Origin of the sequence: Xanthomonas albilineans, assembly GCF_002939705.1 — a bacterium.
Taxonomy (GTDB): Bacteria; Pseudomonadota; Gammaproteobacteria; order Xanthomonadales; family Xanthomonadaceae; genus Xanthomonas_A; species Xanthomonas_A albilineans.
The window spans coordinates 144,538-169,449 of record NZ_MDCB01000005.1 but is presented as its reverse complement, the minus strand read 5'-3'; the positions used below and the strand labels follow the sequence as shown (position 1 = coordinate 169,449).

Genomic DNA, 24,912 nt, shown 5'->3' with positions numbered 1-24,912 from the left:
GCGAACTCGATGGAATGGGAAAAGTATAGGGGAGCCTGCGACGACACGTATTCAGTCGGCTGTGCTGGCATCTTCTGCATACACGCGATGGGCGCGGATGTAATCGGCGACCGCCGCCGGCAGCAGTCCCTGCCAATCGCCGCCGGCAGCAATACGCGCACGTACCTGACTGGCAGATTCGGTACGCAACGGCTGCCGCAGGCACCACAATAGACCACCCGCCGCAGCCGCCAACGCCTGCGGCGAAGCGGCCCAGCGCCCGGCCAGCGCCTGCGTCAATGCTTCAGGCAGTGCCTGTTGCCAGCCACTACCGGGGCGATCGGCAACGATCAGATGGACGGTATCGAGCAGCGCACGCCATTCGCGCCACCCCGTGAAACCAACCAAGCTGTCGGCACCAATCAGCAAGGCCAACGGTGCGTCGACGCCGAGTTCGGCGCGTAGTTCGCGCACCGTATCGATGCTATAGGACGCCACGCCTGGCTGCGCCGATGCGCGGCGCACCTCGCGCAGATCCAGCAGCAGCTCCGACTCATCGGCGATTGCCAGTGCCAGCATCGCACAGCGCTGCTGCACATCGGCACCCGGCGCGGGACGATGCGGTGGATCGGCGGCCGGCATCATCCGCACCGCCACACCGAACGCATCGCGCGCCGCGCGCGCGATCGCCAAATGTCCGTTGTGGACGGGATCGAACGTGCCGCCGTAGATGAGGTGGAGCCCGGACCCGGAAAAGCTCAATGCTACTGATGCAACGGCATCTTGACGGTGACCCGACGATTCGCGGGTCAGCGTGCCGGTGTCGGAGGTAGCACTGTACGTCCTCGCGGGAACCCCGCTCTCACGGGTCCCGGCTTTCATACCACCAACAACCGCACCGCACGCGCCTCGGCGACAGCCAGCAACAGGCGTTCCAACGCGATCCAGGCATCGCCGTCGGCACGCCCCTTGGCGATGCGGTCGATACGTCCGGCCTCGGCAGCGAAGCGCTCCCAGCGGCGCGGCGCGCAATGGCGTTGCAAAGCACGCTTGAACGGCGCCTGCCGCGCTTCCCAAATACCCTGTGCCTTCATCTCCGCGGCCAGATTGCCACCGGCCGCCTGCACCTTGGCCAGTACCGCCGTGCGCAACAGTTCCTTGATTAGGATCGGCAACAACGCCGCCACCGCCTCGCCTTCGGCGCGCAGACCGGCGAGCATGCGCCGCACCGCCGGCGCCTGCCCGCCCAAGGTGGCCTCGGCCAGCCGGAACACATCGTAGCGCGCCGCATCGGCGACCAGCGACTCCATCGCCGCCACGTCCAGCCCCTGTCCGTCGCTCAGCAAAGCCAGCTTGTCGATTTCCTGCGCCGCCGCAAGCAGATTGCCCTCGACCCGCTCGGCCAGCCGCTGCACTGCGCCGGCATCGGCACGCAGGCCCTTGCCGCGCAGGCGCCGCTCGATCCAATCGCCTAATTCGTGCGGCTTGATCGCCCAAGCCACCGCAATCACGCCGATGCGCCCGACCGCATCGGCCCATTTGCCTTGGTGCGCCTTGCTCCACTCGTTGCAGGTGATCAGCAACACCACGTCCGGCGGCGGATCGGCGCAGAACGCGGCGATCACCTCGCTCCCCTCTTTGCCGGGCTTACCGCTGGGCAAGCGCAACTCAATCAGCCGTCGCGGGCTGAACAGGCTGGGAGAATTGAAGCTGGAATAGAGTTGGTCCCAGTCGAAGTCGCGTCCATCGGCATCGAACACCTCGCGCTCGCCGATGCCGGCGGCGCGCGCACGGGCGCGCACCGCATCGGCCGCCTCCAACACCCGCAAGGTTTCCGGACCGGCGATCAAATAGACCGGGTGCAGCGGCTGCGCGGCAGGCTGGGTGAGCAGTTGTTCGGGACGCAGTTCCATGACGACAGCCTACGCTGTGGCGATGTGGCGCAAGCAACGGATCCTGAGCACGCCGACTGCGCCAGGCAGTGCCTGCACCGCGCGCAACGGCGGCGGGCAGGCGTTCAAGGCTTCGACGAGGGTGCCGGCTTGCCCTCGACCGGGGTACCCGTAGCGGCTGGCGGCGCAGCGTTGACGTTCTTGCCTGCCCGCACTTCCGCCCGCACCACGCTGTCGATCCGACGCAGCATCGAGGCCGACATCTCCCGGCGCAGTTCGTCGGCGAGGATCTCGCGTTCGGTAGTGGTACCGGTGGCGTCGGTGGGCGGTGCAACGTAATCGCGCGACAGTTCGATCACCTGCTGCGGCACCAACACGCTGCCGTCGGCCCGGCGGAACAGGAAGATCGCCGCATAGCGCAGGCTGTACTCCTGCGCGCGGCCTTGGGCGTCGAGCGCGATCGGCAGGTCGCCCCAGCGCTCGGACAGCACTTCCAACCGCGCCACGTCCGTATCGACGTCCTTCGGCGCGATCTGCGCACCAGCGGCGCGCAGGCCGCGCTCGAGCAATTTGGCCAACTCGCTGTAGGGTGCCGAAGACACCACTTTCACCGCGTGCGTATCCGCCGGCAGGGTCAGCTTGTCGCGCAGGTGGAAGCCGCAGGCCGCCAGGGACACTACGAAGACAAGGGCAAACAGGAGTCGGGTCATGGACACAGTCTGGAGGAGCTGGCGGGGCGCGGCAACAGGCGCTTAGCCTGCCCGATGGCGCGTGAACGCGGGTTGAGACACGCCGCGCCGCGCGAATGCGGCCACGGCACGCAACCCTGGCGCGACAGCGACACGCTGACTCACGCCACCACCAGGTTCACGATCTTGCCGGGCACGATGATGATCTTGCGGATGCTCAGACCTTGCAGAAACTTGGCCGTGTTCGGCTCGGCTTGCGCCAGCGCCTCGATCTGCTCGCGCGCGGTGTCGGCGGCCACGTCGATCGTGCCACGCAGTTTGCCGTTGACCTGAACCGCCAAGGTCACCGCCTCGCGCACCAGCGCAGCCGGGTCTGAATGCGGGAACGGCACATCTTCCAACAACGTCGGTGCGTGACCCAGTACCTGCCACAAGGCATGGCTGGTGTGCGGGGTGATCGGATTGAGCAGCAGTACCGCCGCCTCCAATGCCTCCTGACGCACCGCGCGGCCCTGCACACTGGCATCGTCGAACTTGGCCAGCGCATTGGTCAACTCCATCACCGCCGCGATGGCAGTGTTGAAGCTGTGGCGGCGACCGTAATCATCGGCAACCTTGCCGATGGTTTCGTGGGTCTTACGCCGCAGCGCCTTGTGGTCGGCGTCCAGCGCGGCCGGGTCCAACGCCGGGGCCGCGCCATCGGCGGCATGCTTGTGCACCTGCGCCCACAACCGGCGCAGGAACCGCGCCATGCCGTCCACGCCGGCCTCGTTCCACTCCAACGACTGCTCCGGCGGCGCGGCGAACATCGAAAACAGGCGCACCGTATCGGCGCCGTACTTGCCGACCATCGCCTGCGGGTCCACGCCGTTGTTCTTGGACTTGGACATCTTTTCGGTGCCGCCGATCGACACCGGCCGACCATCGCCCTTGTGGATCGCGCCAATCACCCGCGCCTTGTCGTCGCGCTGCACCTCCACATCGGCGGGGTTGATCCAGTCCTTGGAACCGTCCGGATTCTGCCGATAGAACGTCTCGGCAATCACCATGCCTTGAGTCAGCAGATTGGTCGCCGGCTCGTCGCTATCCACCAGGCGCGCATCGCGCAGCAGCTTGTGGAAGAAACGGAAGTACATCAGGTGCAGGATCGCGTGCTCGATGCCGCCAATGTATTGATCCACCGGCAACCAGTAATTGCCGCGCTTATCGACCATGTCCTTGGCGCCGGGCGAGGTGTAACGCGCGTAGTACCAGCTCGACTCCATGAAGGTATCGAACGTATCGGTCTCCCGCTCGGCCTCGCCACCGCACTGCGGACAGGTGGTTTTGCGCCATTGCGGGTCGGTCTTCAGCGGCGAGCCGGTACCGCTCAGGGCGACGTTCTCCGGCAGCAACACCGGCAACTGATCTTCCGGCACCGGCACAGCGCCGCAACTGGGGCAATAAATCACCGGGATCGGGCAGCCCCAGTAACGCTGGCGGCTCACGCCCCAGTCGCGCAGGCGGTAATTGATACGACGCTGACCCTGGCCCTTGCGCTCGAAGCGCTCGGCCAATGCTTCGAACGCGCCCTGGAAATCCAGCCCATCGAACTCTGACGAATTGATCAGTTCCAGATCGCGGGTCTTGTCGCCGTACCAGTCCTGCCAACGGCTCGGATCGTAATGGCGTTCGTCGTCGTTGCGCGGGGATTTCAGCGCGATCACCTGACGGATCGGCAGCGCATACTTGCTGGCGAATTCGAAATCGCGCTGATCGTGACCGGGTACCGCCATCACCGCGCCGGTGCCATAGCCCATCAGCACGAAATTGGCGACCCAGACCGGCACACGTTCGCCGCTGATCGGATGCACCGCGGTCAGGCCGGTGGCCATGCCACGCTTTTCCTGAGTCTCCAACTCGGCCTCGGAGACCCCGCCTTGCTTCAGTTCAGTCAACAACGCCGCCAACTGCGGATTGGACTTGGCCGCATGCAGGGCCAGCGGATGCTCGCTGGCGATGGACACGAAGGTCACGCCCATCAGCGTATCCGGACGGGTGGTGAACACCCGCAGCGGATCCAGCGCACTGCCGTCGGCATCGCGCACCTCGAACTGGATCTCCAGCCCTTCAGAACGACCGATCCAGTTGCGTTGCATGGTCTTGACCGATTCCGGCCAGCCCGGCAACTGATCCAGGCCATCCAGCAACTCCTGCGCATAGTCGGTGATGCGCAGGAACCACTGCGGGATCTCGCGCTTTTCCACCAGCGCGCCGGAGCGCCAACCACGACCGTCGATGACCTGCTCGTTGGCCAGCACCGTCTGATCGACCGGGTCCCAGTTCACCACCGCGTTGCGGCGGTAGGCCAGGCCCTTGCGCATCAGCCGGGTGAACATACGCTGCTCGTGCACGTAGTATTCGGGCCGACAGGTGGCGAATTCGCGCGACCAGTCGATGGCATAACCCAGCGACTTGAGCTGGCTGCGCATGTGCGCGATGTTGGCGTAGGTCCACTGCGCCGGCGCGGTCTTGTTCTTGATCGCGGCATTCTCGGCCGGCAGGCCGAACGCGTCCCACCCCATCGGCTGCAGCACGTTCTTGCCGTTCATGCGCTGATAGCGACTGATCACGTCGCCGATGGTGTAGTTGCGCACGTGGCCCATGTGCAGTGCCCCGGACGGGTACGGCAACATCGACAGGCAATAGAACTTGGGCTTGTCGGAGGTCTCATCGACCTCGAAGGCGCGGGTGGCGTCCCAAAACTGCTGGGCGGCGGATTCGACCTGCTGCGGGTCGTAGGCGGGGGGCTCGACGGCGGACATGGAAACGGACAGGGCCAGGCGGCAACAAAGCAGCTAAGGGTACCGTAGCGCGGCAAGCCGCTCCAATCCCGGGCGACGGACGGCACCGACACGGCGACATATCACCGACGCGCCGTTCGCCACAACCACGACGACCTTGCACCGCTCAACGGCGCTGCCGTGGCGCCTGCGGGCCAGACCAGCAGGCCAATAGCGCCAGCCATCCCCACCACAGCACGAACACCAGCCGTTGCGCCAACGGCGGCGACAACAGTCGGTCCAAGGCGAAGGCACCCAGCGCGGCCAGCAGCGCCACCGCCAGCGCCAGGCTCGCCCAAGCGCGCGCGGCGGGATCGCAATAGGCGCCGAGGCCCAACAGACCCGCCGACGCCACCAGCGCCACCACCCACAGCAGCCAGGCACTAGCGTGCATTTGCGTGGCGCGCGACTGCAGATCGGCCGGATCCAACGGCAACAGGCCGATGCAGGCAAACGCCAGCCCGGCCAGTAATAACACCTGCCCACCCACACGCAACGACCAGGTCGCGCCACGACCGGCCTGTAGCAGCAGGCGCAGCGCCAGCGCGATCGCCAACGCCCCTGGCAGCACGAAGGCCAACAGATTAAAGGCCCAGGCATGTGGAATTCCGCGTGCCCCCAGCAAGGCCAGCGGATGCGACCAAGGCAGATAGGCTGGCAAGGCCATACCGAACCCCACCATCGCCGCAACCGCGCCGAGCGCCAGCAAGGAGCCGACCCCGCGCAGCACGCATTCGCCCATTTTCGTCATTCATCGCTCCCGCGCCCTGCGCACGCCACTGACCGAATCCGCATAGTGTGGCGGTTGCAGACCGCCCCGACATCCATGCCGCGACCACCCTTGCATCGGCACGGAGTTGCTACCATGAAGAGGCTATCTTCTTGCCTGACACGATGCCCCCATGTCCGACACGCCCTACGTTTTCGACGCCACGACCGAGACTTTCGAAACCGAGGTGCTGCAGCATTCCATGCAAACGCCGGTTTTGGTGGACTTCTGGGCCTCTTGGTGCGGCCCGTGCAAAACTCTAACCCCGCTCCTGGAGAAACTGGCAACCGAGTACAACGGCGGCTTCGTGCTAGCCAAGGTCGATGTGGACCAGGAACAGCAGATCGCCGCGGCCTTCCAGATTCGTTCGGTACCGACGGTGTTCCTAGTCAAGGACGGTCAATTGGTCGATGGTTTCCCCGGCGCACTGCCGGAAAGTCAGTTGCGCGCGTTCCTCAAACAGCACGGTGTCGAACCGTTACCGGCGCAAGACACCTCCCAGCAGGGCGATGCCCCGACGGCGGTGCTGGACCCACATGCCGAGGTGCGCCGCCTGCGCGATGCGGTGGCGGCCGAGCCGGACAAGGACGAACTGAAGCTGGATCTGGCCCTGGCACTGATCAAGACCGGCGCCGCCAGCGAGGCCGAGGCGCTGCTCGATGCTCTGCCGGCCAATTTGGCCACCGACGACCGCGCGGTGCGTGCACGGGCACGGCTGAGCTTCGTCAGCGCGCTGCAGTCAGCGCCGCCTTTAGAGGCATTGCAGGCTGCGCTTGCGCAGGATCCGACCGATCTGACGGCACGCCATCTGTTGGGCGTGCGGCATCTGGTCGACGGCGACGATGAAGCGGCACTGGAGCACTTCCTGGACATGCTGCGGCAGGACCGCGAGTTCGGCGATGGACTGGCAAAAAAATCGCTCATCGATGCGTTCCGTGTCATCGAGGACGCGGATCTGGTCGGCCGCTACCGGCGCAAGATGTCGGCCTTGCTGTTCTGACGCCCAACGCATGACGCGCCGTCGGCGGGAATGCACGCAGGCGGCAGCGCCGCTCTGCCGACGCAAGGCATATCCGACCTGACCACCCGCCCAGCCCCGACCAAAATAGTTGCGCGCGACATGCTTGTGGCGCACACGCGAAAGCGGCCGTAGATCAACCGCAAACAGTCGAGCTGAGCAAATCAACACTGAACTTCACCATATCCGCATAGACGCCACCACATAAGACTATCCCCGCAGGCACGACGCTCCACTACACTAGGCGAATGTCGCCAGATCCCCAAGCATCATCTCCGCGCCCATCCTTGCAACGGCTGTTCCTCACCGGCCTGCTCACCTTGCTGCCAATTTGGCTGACCTGGGTGGTGGTCAAATTCGTATTCGTGCTGCTGTCGGGCATCAGTAGCCCGTGGGTGGTGCCACTCTCGGCGCGCATTGCCGCCTCGTTCCCGCAGGCACTGGGCTGGGCAACAGCACTGTGGGTACAGGACACCATCGCGCTGATCGCCACGCTGGCGGCGATCCTGCTGGTCGGCATTCTCAGCCGGCGCATGATCGGGCAACGCTTGCTGGGCTGGTTCGAGGCAGTGATGCGGCGCATTCCGCTGGCCAGCGTGGTCTACGACAGCGCACGCAAGCTGCTGGACATCCTGCAGACCCAGCCCGGCAGCACCCAACGCGTGGTGCTGATCGACTTCCCGCACCGCGACATGAAAGCGGTGGGCCTGGTGACGCGGGTGATCCGCGAACAAGACAGCGGCCGCGAATTAGCCGCGGTCTACGTGCCGACCACACCAAACCCGACCTCCGGCTATCTGGAAATCGTCCCGGTGGAACGGCTTACCCCGACGGACTGGAGCGTGGATCAGGCGATGAGCTTCATCATTTCCGGCGGCGCGGTCGCTCCGGACAGCGTACCATTCACCCGGACCATGGACCGTTGACATGCACACTGGCACGCTAGACGATCGCGCCGTTCGACTCTTCATCGCACTGGCCGCGTTCTTCTGCGTCAATGCAGCGCTGGCCGAGTTCATCGGGGTCAAGATCTTCGCCCTGGAGGACACGCTCGGCATCGCACCGCTGAACTGGAACCTGTTCGGCCAGAAAGGCTCGATGAACTTCACCGCCGGCACCCTGTTGTGGCCACTGGTGTTCATCCTTACCGACACCATCAATGAGTTCTTCGGCCGCCGCGGCGTGCGCTTCATCTCCTGGCTGGCGGTGGGGCTGATCGGTTACGGCTTCCTGTTTGCGTTCGCCGCGATCGCATTGTCGCCAGCCGGGTTCTGGGTCAGCGCGGCGCAAAACCAAGGAGTACCGAATTACCAGGCCGCATTTGCCGCGGTGTTCGGGCAGGGACTGTGGACCATCGGCGGCTCGTTGGTCGCGTTCATGACCGGCCAGTTGATCGATGTGGCGGTGTTCCATCACATCCGCAGCAGCACTGGCGAAAAGCACGTCTGGCTGCGCGCCACCGGCTCCACCGCAGTGTCGCAACTGATCGACAGCTACGTGGTCATCTACATCGCGTTCGTGCTGGGCCCGCAGCACTGGTCGATTCCGTTGTTCCTCGCGGTAAGCACGTTGAACTACATCTGCAAGATGTTGCTGGCGATCCTGCTGCTCCCGCTGCTGTATCTGATGCGCCGCCTGATCACCGATTACCTGACCCCCGAGCGGGCCGAACAGTTACGCGAAGAAGCCGCAGCCGCTTGAGGTCGTCCCACCTCCTGTCGCCGCGGCGCGTCACCGCTGCGATACGGATCGGACAACCTCCCCTCGCTTGTCGTTGGAGTCCGCAATGCCGTCCAGCTTTCCCCGCCTATTGCCTCTCGCCATCGCCGCCGCCCTGAGCCTGTCGCTGGCAACACCGGCGGACGCGACCAAGAAAAAAACCGCCAAACAGCAAGCCACGCAAACCAAGGGCAAAACCAGCAAGACGCACAAGGCGCGCGCAGTGCCGCATGCCCCGGTCACAGTGGCGCTGACCAAGGCCCAGCGACTGAACCGCCTGTACGACGACTACTGGGAAGCCTCGCTCAAGCAAAACCCGCTACAGGCAACATTCCAGGGCGACAGTCGCTACAACGACCAATTACCGAATTTCCTCTCCGCGGCCTTCCGTCAGCAATCGCACGACTTCACCGTGGAGTGGTTGAACAAAGCCGAGGCGATCGGCAAGGACGGACTCAGCGGGCAGGACCTTCTCAGTTACGAGATCTTCGTCAGCGACGCGCGCAACGCGCTGGAGGCAGAGAAATATCCGAGCTGGATGCAGCCGGTGAACCAGTTCTACAACGTCGGCAGCATCATGGCGATGCTTGGCTCCGGTGCCGGCGCGCAACCCTTCCATACGATCAAGGACTACGACAACTGGTCGCGACGCGCACTCGGCATCCCGACACTGTTCAACCAAGCCATCGCCAACATGCGCGAAGGCATGCAGGCCGGCGTCGTGCAGCCACGCGCCCTGATGGAAAAAGTACTGCCGCAATTGGATGCGGTCATCAAGCCCACCGCCGAGGAGAGCCTGTTCTGGGGGCCGGTGCGTAATCTGCCAGCGGACATTCCCGAGGCCGAGAAACAACGCATCACCGCCGAATACAAGCGCATGATCGAGTACCGGATCATGCCCGCTTACCGCGCCCTGCGCGGCTTCATCGCCACGCAATACTTGCCGGCCACGCGCGTCAGTGCCGGCATCGGCGCCCTGCCCAATGGCGAGGCCTGGTACGCCCACGACGTGCGTCAAAGCACCACCACCGACCTAACACCGGCGCAGATCCACCAGATCGGCCTGGACGAGGTGGCACGCATCCAGGGCCAGATCCAGACGGTGATGAAGCAGGTCCGCTTCCGTGGCTCGATGCAGAAGTTCTTTAAGTTCATGCAAAACGACAAACGCTTCACTTTCAACAGCGAAGACGAACTGCTGAACGATTACCGTAACCTGCAAAGCAGGGTGAATGCAGCGATGCCGCCCATGTTCACGCTCATGCCGAAGGCCAGATTGGAGATCCGCCCGATGGAACCGAATCGGGCGCAATCGACCACCGGCAGCTCGTACATGCCACCCAGCGAGGATGGCCACCAACCCGGCATCTTCTACGTCAACACATCCGACCTACCCAATCGCAAGACCTGGGATGCCGAGAGCCGATATCTGCACGAGGCCATCCCCGGCCACCACTTGCAGCTGGGCCTACAGCAAGAACTGACCAATCTACCCAAGTTCCGCCGTTTCGGCGGCGAGACCGCCTTCATCGAAGGCTGGGGCATGTACGCAGAATCGCTGGGCAAGCAGCTGAACCTGTATCAGGATCCTTACAATTATTTCGGCTATCTGCATAACGACTTGTGGCGCGCGATCCGCTTGGTGGTGGATACCGGCCTGCACAGCCTGGGCTGGACCCGCGAGCAGGCGATTGCCTACATGCTGGATAACTCGGCCACTAGCCGCACCGACGCAGAAGCCGAGACCGAGCGCTACATGGCCCTTCCCGGGCAGGCACTGTCCTACAAGATCGGCGAGATGAAGATCATGCAACTGCGCGACAACGCAAGCGCGCAGTTGGGGCCCAGGTTCGATATTCGCCAATTCCACGCCGAACTCGTGAAGGATGGCACGATGCCGCTGAACGTGCTGCAGGGAAAGATCGAGCGCTGGGTGGCGAGCAAGAAGAACTGAACGACAGCGCGACAAGAAGCGCTTACGCCGCAGAACGGCTCACCCATGCGGCATCGCCAGGCGCCGCGCCAACTGCGCGATCTGCTGCGGCGTGGTGCGGCAACAGCCGCCGATCAGACGCGCACCGGCCGCGCGCCAGCGATCGACGTGCTCGACCAGAGCGCATGCGACCGCACCATCGGCCTTCCAGCGTTTATCGCTGGCGTCGTAGCGCTCCCCAGAGTTCGGATACACCACCAGCGGCAACCGGGTCAACGTGGACAGATGCTCCAGCGCCGCCGCTGCAAGCGCCGGCGCGATGCAATTGACGCCCAGCGCAACGACCTGCGGATGCCCATCGAGCAAGGCCACGGTCTCGCGCAACGGCGTGCCATCGCTTAGATGAGTGGGATCGCGCAGGGTGCAGGCGAACCAGGCGACGCTCTGCGGAAACTCTTCCAATAGCGCCAGCAGTGCGGCGATCTCCGCGCTCGATGGCTGCGTTTCGAACGCCAGCAGGTCCACCCCCGCGTCCACCAGCGCGGCAATGCGCGGGCGGTGGAAATTGCGCATCCGCGCGGGTGCTACAACATAATCCCCGCGATATTCCGAACCATCGGCCAGATAAGCACCATACGGCCCGACCGAACCGGCGACCAGTAACGTACCGGCCTGCGGATGCGCCGCGCGGTAATCCTGCCGGGCCTGCTGCGCCAGTTCCGCACTGCGCGCGATCAGTCGTCGCGCTTGCGCCGGATCGATGCAACGCGCGGCCAAGCCCTGCAACGTGGCCTGGTAGCTTGCGGTGATCGCGCACTGCGCGCCAGCGACGAAATAGTCCAGATGCACCTGACGAATACGTTCCGGCTGCTCCAGCAGCACCTTTGCCGACCACAGCGGATCGTCAAGATCGCAACCAAAACGCTCCAGTTCGGTGGCCAACGCGCCATCGAGCACGATGCAGCGCCCCTCAGCCAACAGCGCAGTCAACGGATTGTGCGGCATGGGCATGTCCTCGCACGACACCTGTCCGCGCAGTGTCGCAGATGGCACGGGGCCGGTCGCACCGCTGCGATAGGCGCAACGCACATCCAACGCACACGCCACCCTGAACATGCCGCGGTGCGGATTTCCAATCCCTGGGGCGCGAAGATACAGTCGCGGCGTGGCCGGCATGGTGTCGGCCACTCCGAACATCCCTGGGAGAGGCCCCATGTCGACCACCTTCAAGAGCCTGATATTGGCCCTGCCACTGAGCATGACGGCGTTGGTCGCCCACGCCGCCGACACCTCGCCGGTCGGCCGCTGGCAGACCATCGACGACGACACCGGCAAACCCAAGTCGATCGTGCAAATCGCACAATCGGCCGATGGCACGCTGAACGGCAAGGTGATCGAGATCCTGCAATCCAACCACGGCCCGAACCCGATGTGCGACAAGTGCGAGGGCGAACGCCAGGGCAAGCCGATCAAGGGCATGACCATCCTGTGGGGCCTCAAACCCGACGGCGCGGCGGTATGGGACGGCGGTTCGGTACTGGATCCAACCAAAGGCAAAATCTACAAAGCCAAGATCACCCTCAGCGACGACGGCAAGCAATTGCAGATGCGTGGCTACATCGGCATCGAGGCATTGGGTCGCACACAGACGTGGATCAGAGAATAGAACCGCGACGCCGACACCGGCCGCAGCATGGCTGAGCCAACACAGCAATCCAGGTGCGAACGGATACGCCACCGCACCCACGCATTCGCCTCGAAGGCGCCCGCACAGGCGCTTTTTTGCCGATGCTCGGAACGCCGGGGCGTGGCGTTTTCGCGTCTGGCTTCCAGAGACCCGGCTTTCAAGCCTGCATGCAATAATCGCCCTCCCCCAGATCGCCGGCCACCATGACCCGCACCGCTCTCGTCACCACCGCTCTACCTTATGCCAACGGACCGTTGCATCTGGGGCATCTCGTCGGCTACATCCAGGCCGACATCTGGGTACGCGCACGGCGGCTGCATGGCGACCGCGCCTGGTTCGTGTGTGCCGACGACACCCACGGCACGCCGATCATGCTCGCGGCGGAAAAAGCCGGCGTCACTGCGGAAGATTTCATCGCCGACATCCAGGCCAGCCACGAGCGCGATTTCGCCGCGTTCGGCGTCGCCTTCGACCATTACGACTCGACCAACTCGGCGGCCAACCGCGCACTGACCGAAGCGTTCTACGCCCGCCTCGACGCCGGCGGCCATATCGCGCGGCGCCGGGTCGCGCAGTTCTACGACCCAGCCAAGGGCATGTTCCTGCCCGACCGCTACATCAAGGGCATCTGCCCGAACTGCGGCAGCGCCGACCAATACGGCGACAACTGCGAGGTCTGCGGCGCCACCTATGCGCCGACCGAACTGAAGGAACCAAAGTCGATAATCTCCGGAACCACGCCGGAGCTGCGCGACTCGGAACACTTTTTCTTCGACGTCGGCCGCTTCGACCGCTTCCTGCGCGACTGGCTGGCCGGCGACGTCGCCCTACCCGGGGTCAAGGCCAAGCTAATGGAATGGCTGGACAGCGAAGGCGGCCTGCGCGCCTGGGACATCTCGCGCGACGCACCATACTTCGGCTTTGAGATCCCCGGGCAGCCAGGCAAATATTTCTATGTGTGGCTGGATGCGCCGATCGGCTACCTGAGCAGCTTCCAGACCCTGTGCGCACGCCTGGGCGAGTCGTTCGAAGCGCACCTAGCCGCTGGCAGCAGCACCGAATTGCACCATTTCATCGGCAAGGACATCGTCAACTTCCATGGCCTATTCTGGCCAGCGGTGCTGCATGGCACCGGCCACCGCGCACCAACCCGGTTGCACGTCAACGGCTACCTGACCGTCGGTGGCGCCAAAATGTCCAAGTCCCGTGGCACCTTCGTCATGGCCCGCACCTACCTCGACGTGGGCCTGGAACCGGAGGCGCTACGCTACTACTTCGCCGCCAAATCCTCCGGTGGCGTCGACGATCTCGACCTGAACTTCAGCGACTTCGTCGCGCGAATCAATGCCGATCTGGTCGGCAAGTTCGTCAACCTGGCCAGCCGCTGTGCCGGCTTCATCGACAAGCGCTTCGGCGGCATGCTCGCCGAGACGCTGCCCGATCCAGCGCAATACGCCCGCTTCGTCGCCGCATTGACGCCAATCCGCGAAGCGTATGCGCGCAACGACCCGGCCAGCGCGATCCGCCAGACCATGGCCCTTGCAGACGAAGCCAACAAGTACATCGACGAACACAAGCCGTGGGTGCTGGCCAAGCAGGACGGTGCCGAGGCCTCGCTGCAAGCGGTATGCACCCAGGGTTTGAACCTGTTCCGGGTGCTGGCCGCCGCGCTCAAGCCGGTGCTGCCGCACACGTGTGCCGAAGCCGAGGCGTTCCTGGTCGCGCCGCTGAGCGCTTGGGACGCACTGCAGGCGCCGTTGCTGGCGCACGCGATCAAGCCCTACACGCCACTGTTCACCAGAATCGACCCCCACCTGATCGACGCCATGACCGACGCCTCCAAGGACACACTCGCCCCCGCCGCTGGCGCAGCGACACCCGCCGCCAAGCCAGCCGCGCCTATCGCGCCGAATGCCGCGGCCGCCAGTCCCGCGCTCGTCGGCATGGACGATTTCGCCAAGCTCGACCTGCGCATCGGCAAAGTGCTGGCCTGCGAATGCGTCGAGGGCTCGGACAAGCTGCTGCGCTTCGAACTGGATGCCGGCGCGCTGGGCAAGCGGCAGATTTTCTCCGGCATCCGCGCCAGCTATGCCGAACCGGACAAACTGGTTGGCCGCAGCGTGGTCTTCATCGCCAACCTGGCACCGCGCAAGATGCGCTTCGGCATCAGCGAAGGCATGATTCTCTCGGCCGGCTTCGATGGCGGCGCGCTGGCCCTGCTCGACGCCGACAGCGGTGCGCAGCCAGGCATGCCGGTGCGCTGAGCGGCGCGCCGATGCGGGCGGCGGCGCACAGCATTGCCGCGCCCACCCATCCCTGCCCGTGCCGCTCCCGCTCTCCAGATGACCACACCCAGCGCACTGGCCCTGTTCGACTTCGATCAAACGGTCACCAGCGGCGACAGCTATTCGGGCTTCCTGCGCCGCGTTGCCACACCAGCGCAGCAGGCCAGCGTGCGCTGGACGATCGGACCATGGCTGGTCGGCTACCGCCTCGGCCTGATCTCGGCGGTGGCGATCCGCGAACGGGTCACCCGCATGGTGTTCGCCGGGCGCGCCGCCGAGGAGATCGCGACACAGGCCGCCGTCTACGCGGAGCAGGCGCTACCACCGCTGTTGCAAGCGCAGATGATGCAACGCATCGCCTGGCACCAGGCGCAAGGCCACCACGTCGTCCTGGTCTCCGCATCACTGGACCTGTACCTGCGTCCATGGTGCGCGCAACATGGACTGGCACTAATCTGCAACCGTCTGGAAGCGTGCGACGGTCGCCTGACCGGGCGCTACGCCGGCGGCGACTGCGGCCCGCACAAGGCCGCACTGATCCGCGCGCGTTACACCCTGTCCGCCTATCGACGCATCTATGCCTACGGCGACAGCCGCGAAGACCGACCGATGCTGGCATTGGCGCACGAGCGCTGGTACCGCGGGCGCCGCATCGCCTGATGCCACACTCCTCGGCACAATGGCCGCTGTTCGCCCCATTGCCACGGACGCACCTCATCCCGTCGTGGACAACGGTCGAGGTCGCGATCAACACGCGCGCGGCTAGGGCCTGGCCGCGACGGTGAGCGCGTTACACTAGGCCGGCCCATCCCGATACGGCCATGCTGCAGTCCTCGTCCCTGCGCGCTCCACCCGACGCCCTGCATCGGGTACACCCTTTCACCATGCATCCCGCCCAAGACGCCCTGCTCGAACGCCTGGACCGCCTGCTGCCACAGACCCAATGCGGCCAGTGCGGCTTCGACGGCTGCCGCCCCTACGCCGAGGCGATGGCGCGTGGCGCGGCGCAGGTGGACCGTTGCCCGCCCGGTGGCGACGCCGGTGCGCGAGCGCTGGCACGGGTGCTCGGCACCCCCGCGCTGCCCTACGACCGTCGCCGCGGTACCCACACACCGCCGCAGGTGGCGCTGGTGATCGAGGCCGACTGCATCGGCTGCACCAAATGCATCCAGGCTTGCCCGGTGGACGCCATCGTCGGCGGCGCCAAACACATGCATACGGTCCTGGCACCGCTGTGTACGGGCTGCGCACTGTGCCTGCCGGCCTGCCCGGTGGACTGCATCGTGCTGCGCTGAACAGACCTGCCATGGCCGACGCATCCGGATCGACGTCCGCCGCGTATGTCCTAGTGTCATCCCAACGGAAGCGCCGTCCATGCACACGTCGACCGTGTCCTTCACGTCTGTCCGTCCACAGACCGCGTTCACCCTGGCCCTGATCCTGGGCGTGTGCGTCCTGGCCACCGCCGCACCGGCACGGGCGATGCTGCACTACGAAGGCCTAGCCTACGCCGCCGACGGTAAACAACTGTTGTATCGCGAGATCCATTGGGTGCGCGAGAATGGCGCGCGGCTGGTGCTGTACCAGTGCGCCAACGGCGCTGCATTTGCACGCAAGCGCGTGGCCGATGGCGGTATCGCACCCGATTTCGAACTGGTGGACGCACGCAGCGGCTATCGCGAAGGGGTCCGCAGCACCGGCAACGGCCGCGAAATGTTCAGCCAGGTAAAAGGACAGGCCGAGCACCACGCGGCACTGCCGGCCAGCGCCGACGCCCCGCTGGTGATCGACGCCGGGTTCGACGCCTATCTGCGCCAGCACTGGGATGCCTTGGCCGGCGGCACGCCGCAGCGCATCACCTTCGCGCTGCCGAGTAGCCAGCGCACGCTCCAATTCCAGATCACTCCCGGCACCGCCGACGCCAACGTGCAGCATTACACCCTGGGTCTGGCGGCCTGGTATGGCGGCCTGCTGCCCGACATCAACGTCGCCTACGCGCGCCAGGACCGGCACCTGCTCGAATTCCGTGGTGTCGGCAACATCCGCGACGCGCGCGGCCGCTACCCGCAGGTCCGCATCACCTTCCCCGATCGCCTGCGCAGCCAGGCCGACGCAGCGGCCTGGGATCAGGCGCTGCAACACCCCCTGGTCGCACAGTGCAACGCGCACTAACCAGGACCGCCGCCGCGTTCACAGCAGCCTGCGCTGCGAGCGTTACAACCATGCCATCTTATCGCCCGCCCATCGCCGAGAATTCCCCATGGCAAAAGCCTACCTGTGGTTCAACGCCGCGCTCTACGCGCTGCTGGCCCTATGGTGCACCATCTGGCCAGCGTCAACCGCAGTGGCGGTGGGCTATGTGGGCCTGGATCGCTCCGGTCAGTCCGAATACCTGGTCATCTATGGTGGCCTGCAATGGGGAATGGCATTCCTGTTCGGCTACTTCGCCCGCAGCGGACAACTGCGCAACGGCCTACTGCTGGCCTTGGCGTTCTATGTGCCGATCGTGCTGTACCGCAGCGCCAGCCTGCTACGGCTGTGGCCGGTCGGCGCGACCACCACCGGGCTGGCCGCGTTCGAGATCCTGCTACTGCTCGCCGCAGTCGCGCTCTGGTACAAGCAACGCATTTGAGCGACGCCCACGTCGAAAGCCTGTAGCATCGCCGCAACCTTCGCCACCGTTTCCCGGCATGACCGAGACGCCCGATCACGACGAAACAGGACAATTGTTGCTGGCCACCGCGGCCGGCGACAGCGCGGCATTCGAACGCCTGTACCGCACCACCTCGCCACGCCTGTTCGGCGTGTGCCTGCGCATCGTGCCGCAACGCGGCGAAGCGGAGGACGTGCTGCAAGAGGTGTTCTCCGCGGTCTGGCGCAAAGCGACGCAGTTCGATCCGCAACGCGCACGCGGCCTGACCTGGCTGACCATGATCGCCCGCAACAAGGCCATCGACTACTTGCGCGCACGTGCGCCGGCGCGACAGTCGGTGGCGCTCGATGAGGCCGGCGAACTGCCCGAAGACGGCCGCGATCCACTGGCCGAAACCGAATGGCGCGTGGCTGGCCGGCGCCTGGACGTGTGCATGGGCCAACTGGAGCCACCGCGCGGCGAGCTGATCCGCACCGCGTTCTTCGAAGGCATCACCTACGAGGAATTGGCCAATCGCAGCGGTACCCCGCTAGGGACGGTCAAGAGCTGGATCAGGCGCAGCCTGGCCAAACTGAAAGCGTGCCTGGAACAATGAACACCTCCGTGCCCGATCCGCAAGAAACCCTCCCCCCGCGCGACGTGCTGGCCGGCGAATACGTGCTGGGCGTGCTCGACGCGCACGAACGCCGCACCGCCGAACAGCGCATCGAGACCGACCACGTCTTCGCCACCGCCGTGACGCAGTGGCAGCAGCATCTGATGCCGCTGGCCGACGAAATCGCGCCGGTCGCGGTTCCCGAGCGCGTGTGGGTGCGCATCCGCGCCTCGCTGCATCTGGATGCGCCTGCGTCGCGCACGCGCGCCGCCGCGCCCAGCATGTGGGATAACGTGCGCACCTGGCGCTGGCTCAGTGCAGGTGGCTTCGCCACCGCCGCCGCCTGCCTGTTCGCCTTGATCCTGGCACGCGCGCCGCTGCCACCACAGCGGCAAACAGCGCAGGCAGCGCCGACAACACCGCAGAGAAGTGCCAGCGGCATTGCGATGACCTCCACACTGATGCAGGACAACGGCAAGCCCGGTTACGTGGTGCTGATGGACGCCGACAAGCAACGCATCACCCTGACCCCATTGGCCGGGGGCCACGATGGCGGACGCGTGCCGGAGTTGTGGCTGATTCCAGCCGACGGCAAGGCGCGGTCGATGGGCGTGTTCGACGATGTGCAGGCGCGAGTGGCACGCATCCCAGAAAAGCTGATGCCCTTGCTCCGGGACGGGGCCTTACTGGCAGTGACCATGGAGCCGCCCGGCGGCGCACCCGGCGGCGTCGCCACCGGCCCGGTGGTGGCCAAGGGTGGCATCAGCACCCTGCATCTAGCGCCGTAACCCACGCAGTACGCAACCTGGCGCAGCGTATCGTGGCCGCTGCGGCGATGTCTACTCTAAACCTGATTGCCAGAGCAGATGAAGTCGCGCCCTGTAGCAAGCGCCTATCGCAGGTTCCTATTCACTCGCCCCTGTTCATACAGCCTTTCGGGTGGTATAGACAGCTGATCTTGAGTCTGAGAACTGCTGTCAATCGAGCCTCGCCAGGTTGCATAGGGCCGTGCTGCGCTCCATGGTAGACAGCCTCGCAGACACAAGTAACGCAGGTGTATCTAACGCAGGTGCATCCGTTCTCTCGTTTCGGTCGTATTTTTATCCCGAGTCCCTAATGAGATGCCCTTGTGCCGAGATCTTTTGCAGAGCATCCAACCACTTCGACCGTTACGCCGCGGCGCAAGCATGTGCTGCGCACGCTACGCCAGTGGTTCGACACCAACGCGCAGATCGAGTTGGACCCGGCGCGCGCCGACCGCATCGACTGGCTGCGGGCGACCCCCTATATCGGCCTGCATCTGGCCTGCCTGGGCGTTTTCTGGGTCGGCGTGTCGGGATGCGCGGTGGGTGTGGCGCTGGCCCTGTACGCGGTGCGCATGTTCGCTCTCACCGGCTTCTACCACCGCTATTTCGCTCACCGCGCGTTCAAGACCTCGCGCCCAGTGCAGTTCCTGTTCGCCGCGCTCGGTGCCACTTGCGTGCAACGTGGGCCACTGTGGTGGGCCGCGCACCATCGCAATCACCATCGCCACACCGACACCGCGGCCGATCCACACTCCCCGCGTCAGCATGGCTTCTGGTGGAGCCATAGCGGCTGGTTCCTGACCCCACGCGGTTTCCGCACCGACTGGGAGGCGATTCCCGACCTGCGCCGTTTCCCTGAACTTCGCTTTATTGATCGCTTCGACCTGCTAATGCCGGTACTGCTGGCACTGGCAATATTCCTGCTCGGCCAATGGCTGCAGCGGCATGTGCCGCAACTGGGCACCGACGGCCCGCAGTTACTGGTGTGGGGCTTTTTCGTTTCCACCGTGGCCTTGTTCCATGCGACCTTCACCATCAACTCGCTGGCGCACCGTTTCGGCAGCCGTCGTTTCGACACCCGCGACGACAGCCGCAACAATCTCTGGCTAGCACTGCTGACCTTCGGCGAGGGCTGGCACAACAACCACCACTTTTTCCCCGGCGCGGCGCGCCAGGGCTTCCGCTGGTGGGAAGTGGACACGACCTGGTACGGCCTGAAGGCCATGGCGTGGATCGGCCTGATCCGCGAACTCAAGCCGGTGCCAGCGGGGCTGCTGCGCGCGAAGGAACGGACACGATGAGTCGCATCGCGGTGGTGGGCTCGGGGATCGCCGGCCTCGGCGCGGCGTGGCTGCTGTCGCAGCGCCACGAGGTGACGCTGTACGAAGCGGCCGACTACCTCGGCGGCCACACCCATACCCATGCCATCGCCCTGGACGGCGTGGAATACGCAGTGGACAGCGGCTTCATCGTGTTCAATCCGCAGCACTATCCGCTGCTGAGCACGTTGTTCGCACAGCTAGGCGTGGCGTCGCAACCGACGACCATGAGCTTCTCCGTGCACGAAGCACGCACCGGCCTGGAGTACAACGCCGGCAACCTCGACGGCCTGTTCTGTCAGCGTCGCAATCTCCTCTCGCCGCGGTTCTGGCGCATGCTGCGCGACCTGCGCCGGTTCTACCGGCACGCGCCGCAGGTCCTGCACGACCCCACGATGGCGCAACTCACCTTGGGCGAGTTCCTGCAACGCCACGGCTATTCGGAGGTGTTCCGCGACGCACACCTGGTGCCGATGGCCTCGGCGCTGTGGTCCTCGCCATCGCGACAGATCCTCGACTTCCCCATACGCCAGTTGATCGGCTTCATGGCCAATCACCACATGCTGCAATTCAGCGGCCGCCCGCAATGGCAGGTGGTGCGTGGCGGCTCCAACAGCTACGTGCGTGCGCTGCGCAGCCGCTGGCAGGTGCGCGAGCGCATCGCCACGCCGGTGCGCGCGGTGCAGCGGCTGGCGGCGGGGGTTTCCGTGCAGACCGATACCGGCGCCGAGCACTACGACGCGGTCGTGCTCGCTTGCCATGCCGACGACGCATTGCGCCTGCTTGCCGACCCCAGCACCGCCGAAACCGAAATCCTCGGCGGGCTTCATTACCAGGAAAACGACACCGTCCTGCACACCGACGCGCGCGTCCTGCCCCGCGATCGCCGCGCCTGGGCCGCCTGGAACGCGCACGTGCCAGCCGATCCGCATGCACCGTGCACGGTCAGCTACTGGATGAACGCACTCCAGTCGATCGACGCGCCGCAGCCCTTCATCGTCAGCCTCAACTGCAGCGACGCGATCGATCCGGCCAAGATCCTACGGCGCATGCGCTACCGGCATCCACTGCAAACGTCTGGATCGGTCGCGGCGCAGGCGCGCAAGGGCGAGATCCAGGGCCAGAAGAACACCTGGTTCGCTGGCGCCGGCTGGGGCTTCGGTTTCCACGAAGATGGCCTGCGCAGCGCCGTCGAGGTCGCCACCGCGCTCGGGGTCTCATGGCCATGACCGCGCTACCGCGTGTTTCCGTGTCCGCCCCGCCGGCTGGCGCCGTCTCGACAACGCCGGCGGCGGAGGTCACGCCCCATACCGGCTTGCACAGCGCGATATACACCGGCTGGGTGCGGCACCGACGGCATGCACCCAAGGCGTTGGCATTCCGCTATCCACTTTTCCTGATGTATCTGGACCTGAGCGAACTGGACCAAGTTTTTGCACGGCGATGGCTGTGGTCGGTGGGCCGCCGCAACCTGGCCGAATTCCGCCGTAGCGATTATCTCGGCGATCCGGCGCAACCACTGGACGAAGCGGTACGCGACCGCGTGCAACAACACACCGGCGAACGCCCACTCGGCCCGGTACGCATGCTCACCCACCTGCGCTACTTCGGCCATTGCTTCAATCCGGTCACGTTCTACTATTGCCACGATGCACAGCAGCGCCTGCACAGCATCGTCGCCGAGATCACCAACACGCCATGGCGACAACGCCATGCCTACGTGCTGCCGCTGACGCAAGCGCATCGCCACGGCAGCGTACATGCTTGGCGCTTCGACAAACGCTTCCACGTCTCCCCGTTCATGGCGATGACGCACACCTATGCCTGGCGTTTGAGTGAGCCTGGGCAACAGCTGCGCGTACACATGGACGTGCTCGATCCAACGCCCACAGCGCGGCGCTTCGACGCCACCTTGGTGCTGGAGAGACGCGAAATCGACGGCGCCAGCCTGGCCCGGGCATTGCTGCGCTATCCGGCGATGACCCTGCAGGTGCTGGCCAAGATCCACTGGCAGGCACTGCGGCTATGGCTGCGCGGCAATCCAGTGCACGACCACCCCGACCTTTCCACTCAGCGAGAACGCCGATGAACGCTCCGCACGCATCCTCTTCCGTCAACACGCTGGTGCCCGCCACGCCGCCGCTGCGCGGTTTCGACCGATTCCTACGACAACGCCTGCTGACCACACTGGACAGCCTGCGCGACGGTCAACTGCGCATCGAGGATGCCGGCACGCTCACCACCCTCGGCGATACTGGTCGCAATGCCGGCGCCTCCACACCTGGGAGCTTGCATGCGCATCTGCGCATCCGCGATCCGCGCTTCTACCGCCAGGCCGCACTGAACGGCAGTGTCGGCGTCGGCGAAGCCTATATGGACGGGCTATGGGACTGCGACGATCTGGTCGCGCTGGTGCGCCTGCTGGTGCGCAACCGCGACCGTCTGGATGCGATGGAAACCGGCCTGGCCCGGCTCGGCAGCCTAGCCATGCGCGGTCTGCATGCGCTCGCGCGCAACACCCGTGCCGGCAGCCGGCGCAACATCGCCGCGCACTACGATCTGGGCAATCCGCTGTTCGAATTGTTCCTGGACAGCAACCTGATGTACTCCTCGGCGCTGTTCCGCGACACCGACGCCGCCCTCGGCGATGCCGCACTGGAGCGCGCCGCCGAGCGCAAGCTGCAGCGCATCTGCGCCAAACTGGACCTGCAACCGCACCACCACGTGATCGAGATCGGCACCGGCTGGGGCGGATTCGCGCTGCATGCGGCCAAGCACCACGGCTGCCGCGTCACCACCACCACCATCTCGCGCGAACAGTACACACTGGCGCGACAACGCGTCGAGGCAGCAGGGCTGTCGGACCGGGTCGAGGTACTGCTACGCGACTACCGCGACCTCGACGGGCGCTACGACCGACTGGTGTCGATCGAAATGATCGAGGCGATCGGCCATCAGTACCTGGACACTTACTTCGGCAAGGTCGGCGGGCTGCTCAAGGACGACGGCCAGGCGCTGATCCAAGCGATCACCATCGAAGATCACCGCTACGCGCAAGCGCTGAAGTCGGTGGATTTCATCAAACGCTACATTTTCCCCGGCAGTTTCATCCCCTCGGTGGCGGCGATGACCGGCGCGATCGCGCGCGCCAGCGACCTGCGCCTGTTCAACCTGGAAGACATCGGCCCCAGCTACGCATTGACCCTGCGCGCCTGGCGGGAGCGCTTCATGGCCAAGTTGCCGCAGGTGCGCGCGCTCGGCTACGACGAGCGTTTCATCCGCATGTGGGAGTTTTACCTGGCGTACTGCGAGGGTGGCTTTCTGGAGCGTTCCATCGGCGATGTCCACCTGTGGCTGAGCAAGCCGCTGGCGCGTCCGGCGCAGTTCGCACCGGCGTTGGCTGGAGAGGCATGAACAACCTGATCAACTACCTCGCCCTGCAAGGGCTATGGTTGGCCGCGGTGGCCGGTGCCAGCCACGGCATGCGCTGGGCTGGCCCGGCCGCACTGGTACTGTTCGCGCTGTATCAGCTACAACGGCATCGCCGCGCGCGCGGCGATGCGACGCTGATGGCGCTGGCGCTGCCGCTGGGCGCCAGCGTGGACGCGGCCTTGCGCGCCGGCGGCTGGGTCCGCTATAGCGCCGCGCCGCCAGCACCATGGCCGCCGCTCTGGATCCTGGCGCTATGGGCCGGCTTCGCGTTGACGTTCAACCACTCGCTGGCCTGGGTCATGCGGCAGCCCTGGCGCGCTGCGCTATTCGGCGCCACCGCCGGCCCACTGGGCTACGTGTTGGCCGCGCACGGCTGGCAGGCCGTGACACTGGCGTCACCGCTGCCGCATGCGCTACTGGCGCTGGCGCTGGGCTGGGCAATCGCACTGACGCTGCTGAGTCTGGCGACACGGCGGTTCGCGGCAAGCGCAGCGGCACCATGGCCCACCGCAGGAGCGGCGCGATGAACGCCTGGCCGCTCCTGCACGTGGGCGTATTCACCACCCTGGTCATGCTCGCCGGCTGGGCCTGGCAGCGGCACAGCCGCAACGCTGGCGTGGTGGATGTCCTGTGGACGACATGCATGGCACTGGCCGCGGTGTATTGCGCCTGGTGCGCTGACGGCGCGACGTTGCCGCGCGTGCTGACGGCGGCGATGGGCGGTCTATGGGGCGCGCGACTGGCCTGGTATCTGGGCGTGCGCGTGTTCGGCGATCCGCACGAGGATGGCCGCTATCGTGCGCTGCGCGAACACTGGCAGGACGACCAGCGGTTATTCCTGACCTTCTTCCTCGGCCAGGCACTGGTGGTGGTGGCGTTCGCGGTGCCACTGTCGGTGGCCGCGCACAATCCGCAGCCACAGTGGAGCGTTTGGACCACGCTGGCACTGGCCACCTGGCTGCTCGCGGTCGGTGGCGAAAGCCTAGCCGATCGACAACTGGCCGCGTTCCGCGCCGATCCAGCACACCGTGGCAAAACCTGCCGCCAAGGTCTGTGGCGCTACTCGCGGCATCCCAACTATTTCTTCGAATTCGTGCACTGGTTCGCCTACATCTTTCTGGCGGTCGGCAGCGGCACACTGTGGGTCGCGATGGCCGCACTGGGGCCGGTCTTGATGTTCGCGTTCCTCTACCGCATCACCGGCATTCCCTACACCGAAATGCAGGCGTTGCGTTCGCGCGGCCACGACTATGCCGATTACCAACGCAGCACCAGCGCCTTTTTCCCCTTGCCGCCACGGCACTGAACCCATTT

The 24,912-nt window shown here is 65.5% G+C and carries 24 protein-coding genes; 18 read left to right on the top strand and 6 right to left on the bottom strand.

The window, feature by feature from the left end; all coding sequences use genetic code 11:
- Positions 1–51 precede the first annotated feature (51 nt).
- From nadD to XalbCFBP2523_RS06740, 5 genes are all read right to left on the bottom strand, one after another.
- A complete protein-coding gene (nadD, locus tag XalbCFBP2523_RS06760) occupies positions 52–741 on the bottom strand; it encodes a nicotinate-nucleotide adenylyltransferase (RefSeq protein ID WP_045766185.1) in 690 nt (229 codons plus the stop codon).
- A 116-nt stretch (positions 742–857) separates the two neighbouring features.
- Entirely contained in the window at positions 858–1,892 is a 1,035-nt protein-coding gene (gene holA, locus XalbCFBP2523_RS06755; protein ID WP_012916952.1) for a DNA polymerase III subunit delta, read from the bottom strand.
- A gap of 104 nt (positions 1,893–1,996) precedes the next feature.
- Positions 1,997–2,581, bottom strand: coding sequence for an LPS-assembly lipoprotein LptE (locus XalbCFBP2523_RS06750; protein WP_045766186.1), 585 nt, complete (start codon positions 2,579–2,581; stop codon positions 1,997–1,999).
- 140 nt (positions 2,582–2,721) lie between these two features.
- Positions 2,722–5,364: a leucine--tRNA ligase gene (gene leuS, locus XalbCFBP2523_RS06745; protein ID WP_045766187.1), complete on the bottom strand. Its 2,643-nt coding sequence runs from the start codon at positions 5,362–5,364 to the stop codon at positions 2,722–2,724.
- Between the two features lie 145 nt (positions 5,365–5,509).
- Positions 5,510–6,124, bottom strand: a complete 615-nt coding sequence (locus XalbCFBP2523_RS06740) for a DUF998 domain-containing protein (RefSeq protein WP_045766811.1) — start codon at positions 6,122–6,124, stop codon at positions 5,510–5,512.
- 160 nt (positions 6,125–6,284) lie between these two features.
- On the opposite strand from XalbCFBP2523_RS06740, the gene trxA reads away from it, so the two are divergent.
- From trxA to XalbCFBP2523_RS06720, 4 genes are all read left to right on the top strand, one after another.
- On the top strand, positions 6,285–7,151 hold the full coding sequence (trxA, locus tag XalbCFBP2523_RS06735; RefSeq protein WP_045766188.1) for a thioredoxin: 867 nt from the start codon (positions 6,285–6,287) through the stop codon (positions 7,149–7,151).
- Between the two features lie 266 nt (positions 7,152–7,417).
- Positions 7,418–8,095 carry a DUF502 domain-containing protein gene (locus tag XalbCFBP2523_RS06730; RefSeq protein WP_012916957.1) on the top strand — a complete coding sequence of 226 codons (678 nt, stop codon included), beginning with the start codon at positions 7,418–7,420 and terminating at the stop codon, positions 8,093–8,095.
- Between the two features lies 1 nt (position 8,096).
- Positions 8,097–8,870: a queuosine precursor transporter gene (locus XalbCFBP2523_RS06725; protein ID WP_012916958.1), complete on the top strand. Its 774-nt coding sequence runs from the start codon at positions 8,097–8,099 to the stop codon at positions 8,868–8,870.
- 85 nt (positions 8,871–8,955) lie between these two features.
- Positions 8,956–10,842, top strand: a complete 1,887-nt coding sequence (locus XalbCFBP2523_RS06720) for a DUF885 domain-containing protein (RefSeq protein ID WP_045766189.1) — start codon at positions 8,956–8,958, stop codon at positions 10,840–10,842.
- Between the two features lie 39 nt (positions 10,843–10,881).
- Here XalbCFBP2523_RS06720 and mmuM read toward each other — a convergent pair whose 3' ends face one another.
- Positions 10,882–11,826: a homocysteine S-methyltransferase gene (gene mmuM, locus XalbCFBP2523_RS06715; RefSeq protein ID WP_045766812.1), complete on the bottom strand. Its 945-nt coding sequence runs from the start codon at positions 11,824–11,826 to the stop codon at positions 10,882–10,884.
- Between the two features lie 208 nt (positions 11,827–12,034).
- Here mmuM and XalbCFBP2523_RS06710 point away from each other — a divergent pair, with 208 nt between their 5' ends.
- The 14 genes from XalbCFBP2523_RS06710 to XalbCFBP2523_RS06645 all read left to right on the top strand — a co-directional run bounded on the left by XalbCFBP2523_RS06710 (position 12,035) and on the right by XalbCFBP2523_RS06645 (position 24,904).
- The gene (locus tag XalbCFBP2523_RS06710) at positions 12,035–12,487 is read left to right on the top strand and encodes a DUF2147 domain-containing protein (RefSeq protein WP_045758369.1); all 453 of its coding nucleotides are present in this window, start codon (positions 12,035–12,037) and stop codon (positions 12,485–12,487) included.
- A gap of 224 nt (positions 12,488–12,711) precedes the next feature.
- Positions 12,712–14,772 (top strand): methionine--tRNA ligase, encoded by a 2,061-nt coding sequence (gene metG / locus XalbCFBP2523_RS06705; RefSeq protein WP_045766190.1) that lies wholly within the window; start codon positions 12,712–12,714, stop codon positions 14,770–14,772.
- A gap of 78 nt (positions 14,773–14,850) precedes the next feature.
- Positions 14,851–15,453 (top strand): HAD family hydrolase, encoded by a 603-nt coding sequence (locus XalbCFBP2523_RS06700; RefSeq protein WP_045758371.1) that lies wholly within the window; start codon positions 14,851–14,853, stop codon positions 15,451–15,453.
- A gap of 224 nt (positions 15,454–15,677) precedes the next feature.
- Complete coding sequence (gene rnfB, locus XalbCFBP2523_RS06695; RefSeq protein ID WP_052688059.1) at positions 15,678–16,088, top strand: Rnf electron transport complex subunit RnfB; 411 nt, start codon at positions 15,678–15,680, stop codon at positions 16,086–16,088.
- A gap of 79 nt (positions 16,089–16,167) precedes the next feature.
- Positions 16,168–16,965, top strand: coding sequence for a KH domain-containing protein (locus tag XalbCFBP2523_RS06690; protein ID WP_045766191.1), 798 nt, complete (start codon positions 16,168–16,170; stop codon positions 16,963–16,965).
- Between the two features lie 88 nt (positions 16,966–17,053).
- Positions 17,054–17,425 carry a hypothetical protein gene (locus XalbCFBP2523_RS06685; RefSeq protein WP_045758373.1) on the top strand — a complete coding sequence of 124 codons (372 nt, stop codon included), beginning with the start codon at positions 17,054–17,056 and terminating at the stop codon, positions 17,423–17,425.
- Positions 17,426–17,483: 58 nt separating this feature from the next.
- On the top strand, positions 17,484–18,041 hold the full coding sequence (locus tag XalbCFBP2523_RS06680; protein WP_045766192.1) for a sigma-70 family RNA polymerase sigma factor: 558 nt from the start codon (positions 17,484–17,486) through the stop codon (positions 18,039–18,041).
- Positions 18,038–18,829 carry an anti-sigma factor gene (locus XalbCFBP2523_RS06675; RefSeq protein ID WP_045766193.1) on the top strand — a complete coding sequence of 264 codons (792 nt, stop codon included), beginning with the start codon at positions 18,038–18,040 and terminating at the stop codon, positions 18,827–18,829. Before XalbCFBP2523_RS06680 ends, XalbCFBP2523_RS06675 begins: the two co-directional genes overlap by 4 nt.
- A 401-nt stretch (positions 18,830–19,230) precedes the next feature.
- The gene (locus XalbCFBP2523_RS06670; RefSeq protein ID WP_045766194.1) at positions 19,231–20,148 is read left to right on the top strand and encodes an acyl-CoA desaturase; all 918 of its coding nucleotides are present in this window, start codon (positions 19,231–19,233) and stop codon (positions 20,146–20,148) included.
- Entirely contained in the window at positions 20,145–21,395 is a 1,251-nt protein-coding gene (locus tag XalbCFBP2523_RS06665) for an NAD(P)/FAD-dependent oxidoreductase (RefSeq protein ID WP_045758374.1), read from the top strand. The genes XalbCFBP2523_RS06670 and XalbCFBP2523_RS06665 overlap by 4 nt, the downstream gene beginning before the upstream one ends.
- On the top strand, positions 21,386–22,255 hold the full coding sequence (locus XalbCFBP2523_RS06660; RefSeq protein ID WP_407070985.1) for a DUF1365 domain-containing protein: 870 nt from the start codon (positions 21,386–21,388) through the stop codon (positions 22,253–22,255). Before XalbCFBP2523_RS06665 ends, XalbCFBP2523_RS06660 begins: the two co-directional genes overlap by 10 nt.
- A complete protein-coding gene (locus XalbCFBP2523_RS06655) occupies positions 22,252–23,580 on the top strand; it encodes an SAM-dependent methyltransferase (protein WP_045766195.1) in 1,329 nt (442 codons plus the stop codon). Before XalbCFBP2523_RS06660 ends, XalbCFBP2523_RS06655 begins: the two co-directional genes overlap by 4 nt.
- Complete coding sequence (locus tag XalbCFBP2523_RS06650; protein WP_045766196.1) at positions 23,577–24,125, top strand: DUF2878 domain-containing protein; 549 nt, start codon at positions 23,577–23,579, stop codon at positions 24,123–24,125. Before XalbCFBP2523_RS06655 ends, XalbCFBP2523_RS06650 begins: the two co-directional genes overlap by 4 nt.
- The gene (locus XalbCFBP2523_RS06645; RefSeq protein ID WP_045766197.1) at positions 24,122–24,904 is read left to right on the top strand and encodes a DUF1295 domain-containing protein; all 783 of its coding nucleotides are present in this window, start codon (positions 24,122–24,124) and stop codon (positions 24,902–24,904) included. Before XalbCFBP2523_RS06650 ends, XalbCFBP2523_RS06645 begins: the two co-directional genes overlap by 4 nt.
- Positions 24,905–24,912 lie beyond the last annotated feature (8 nt).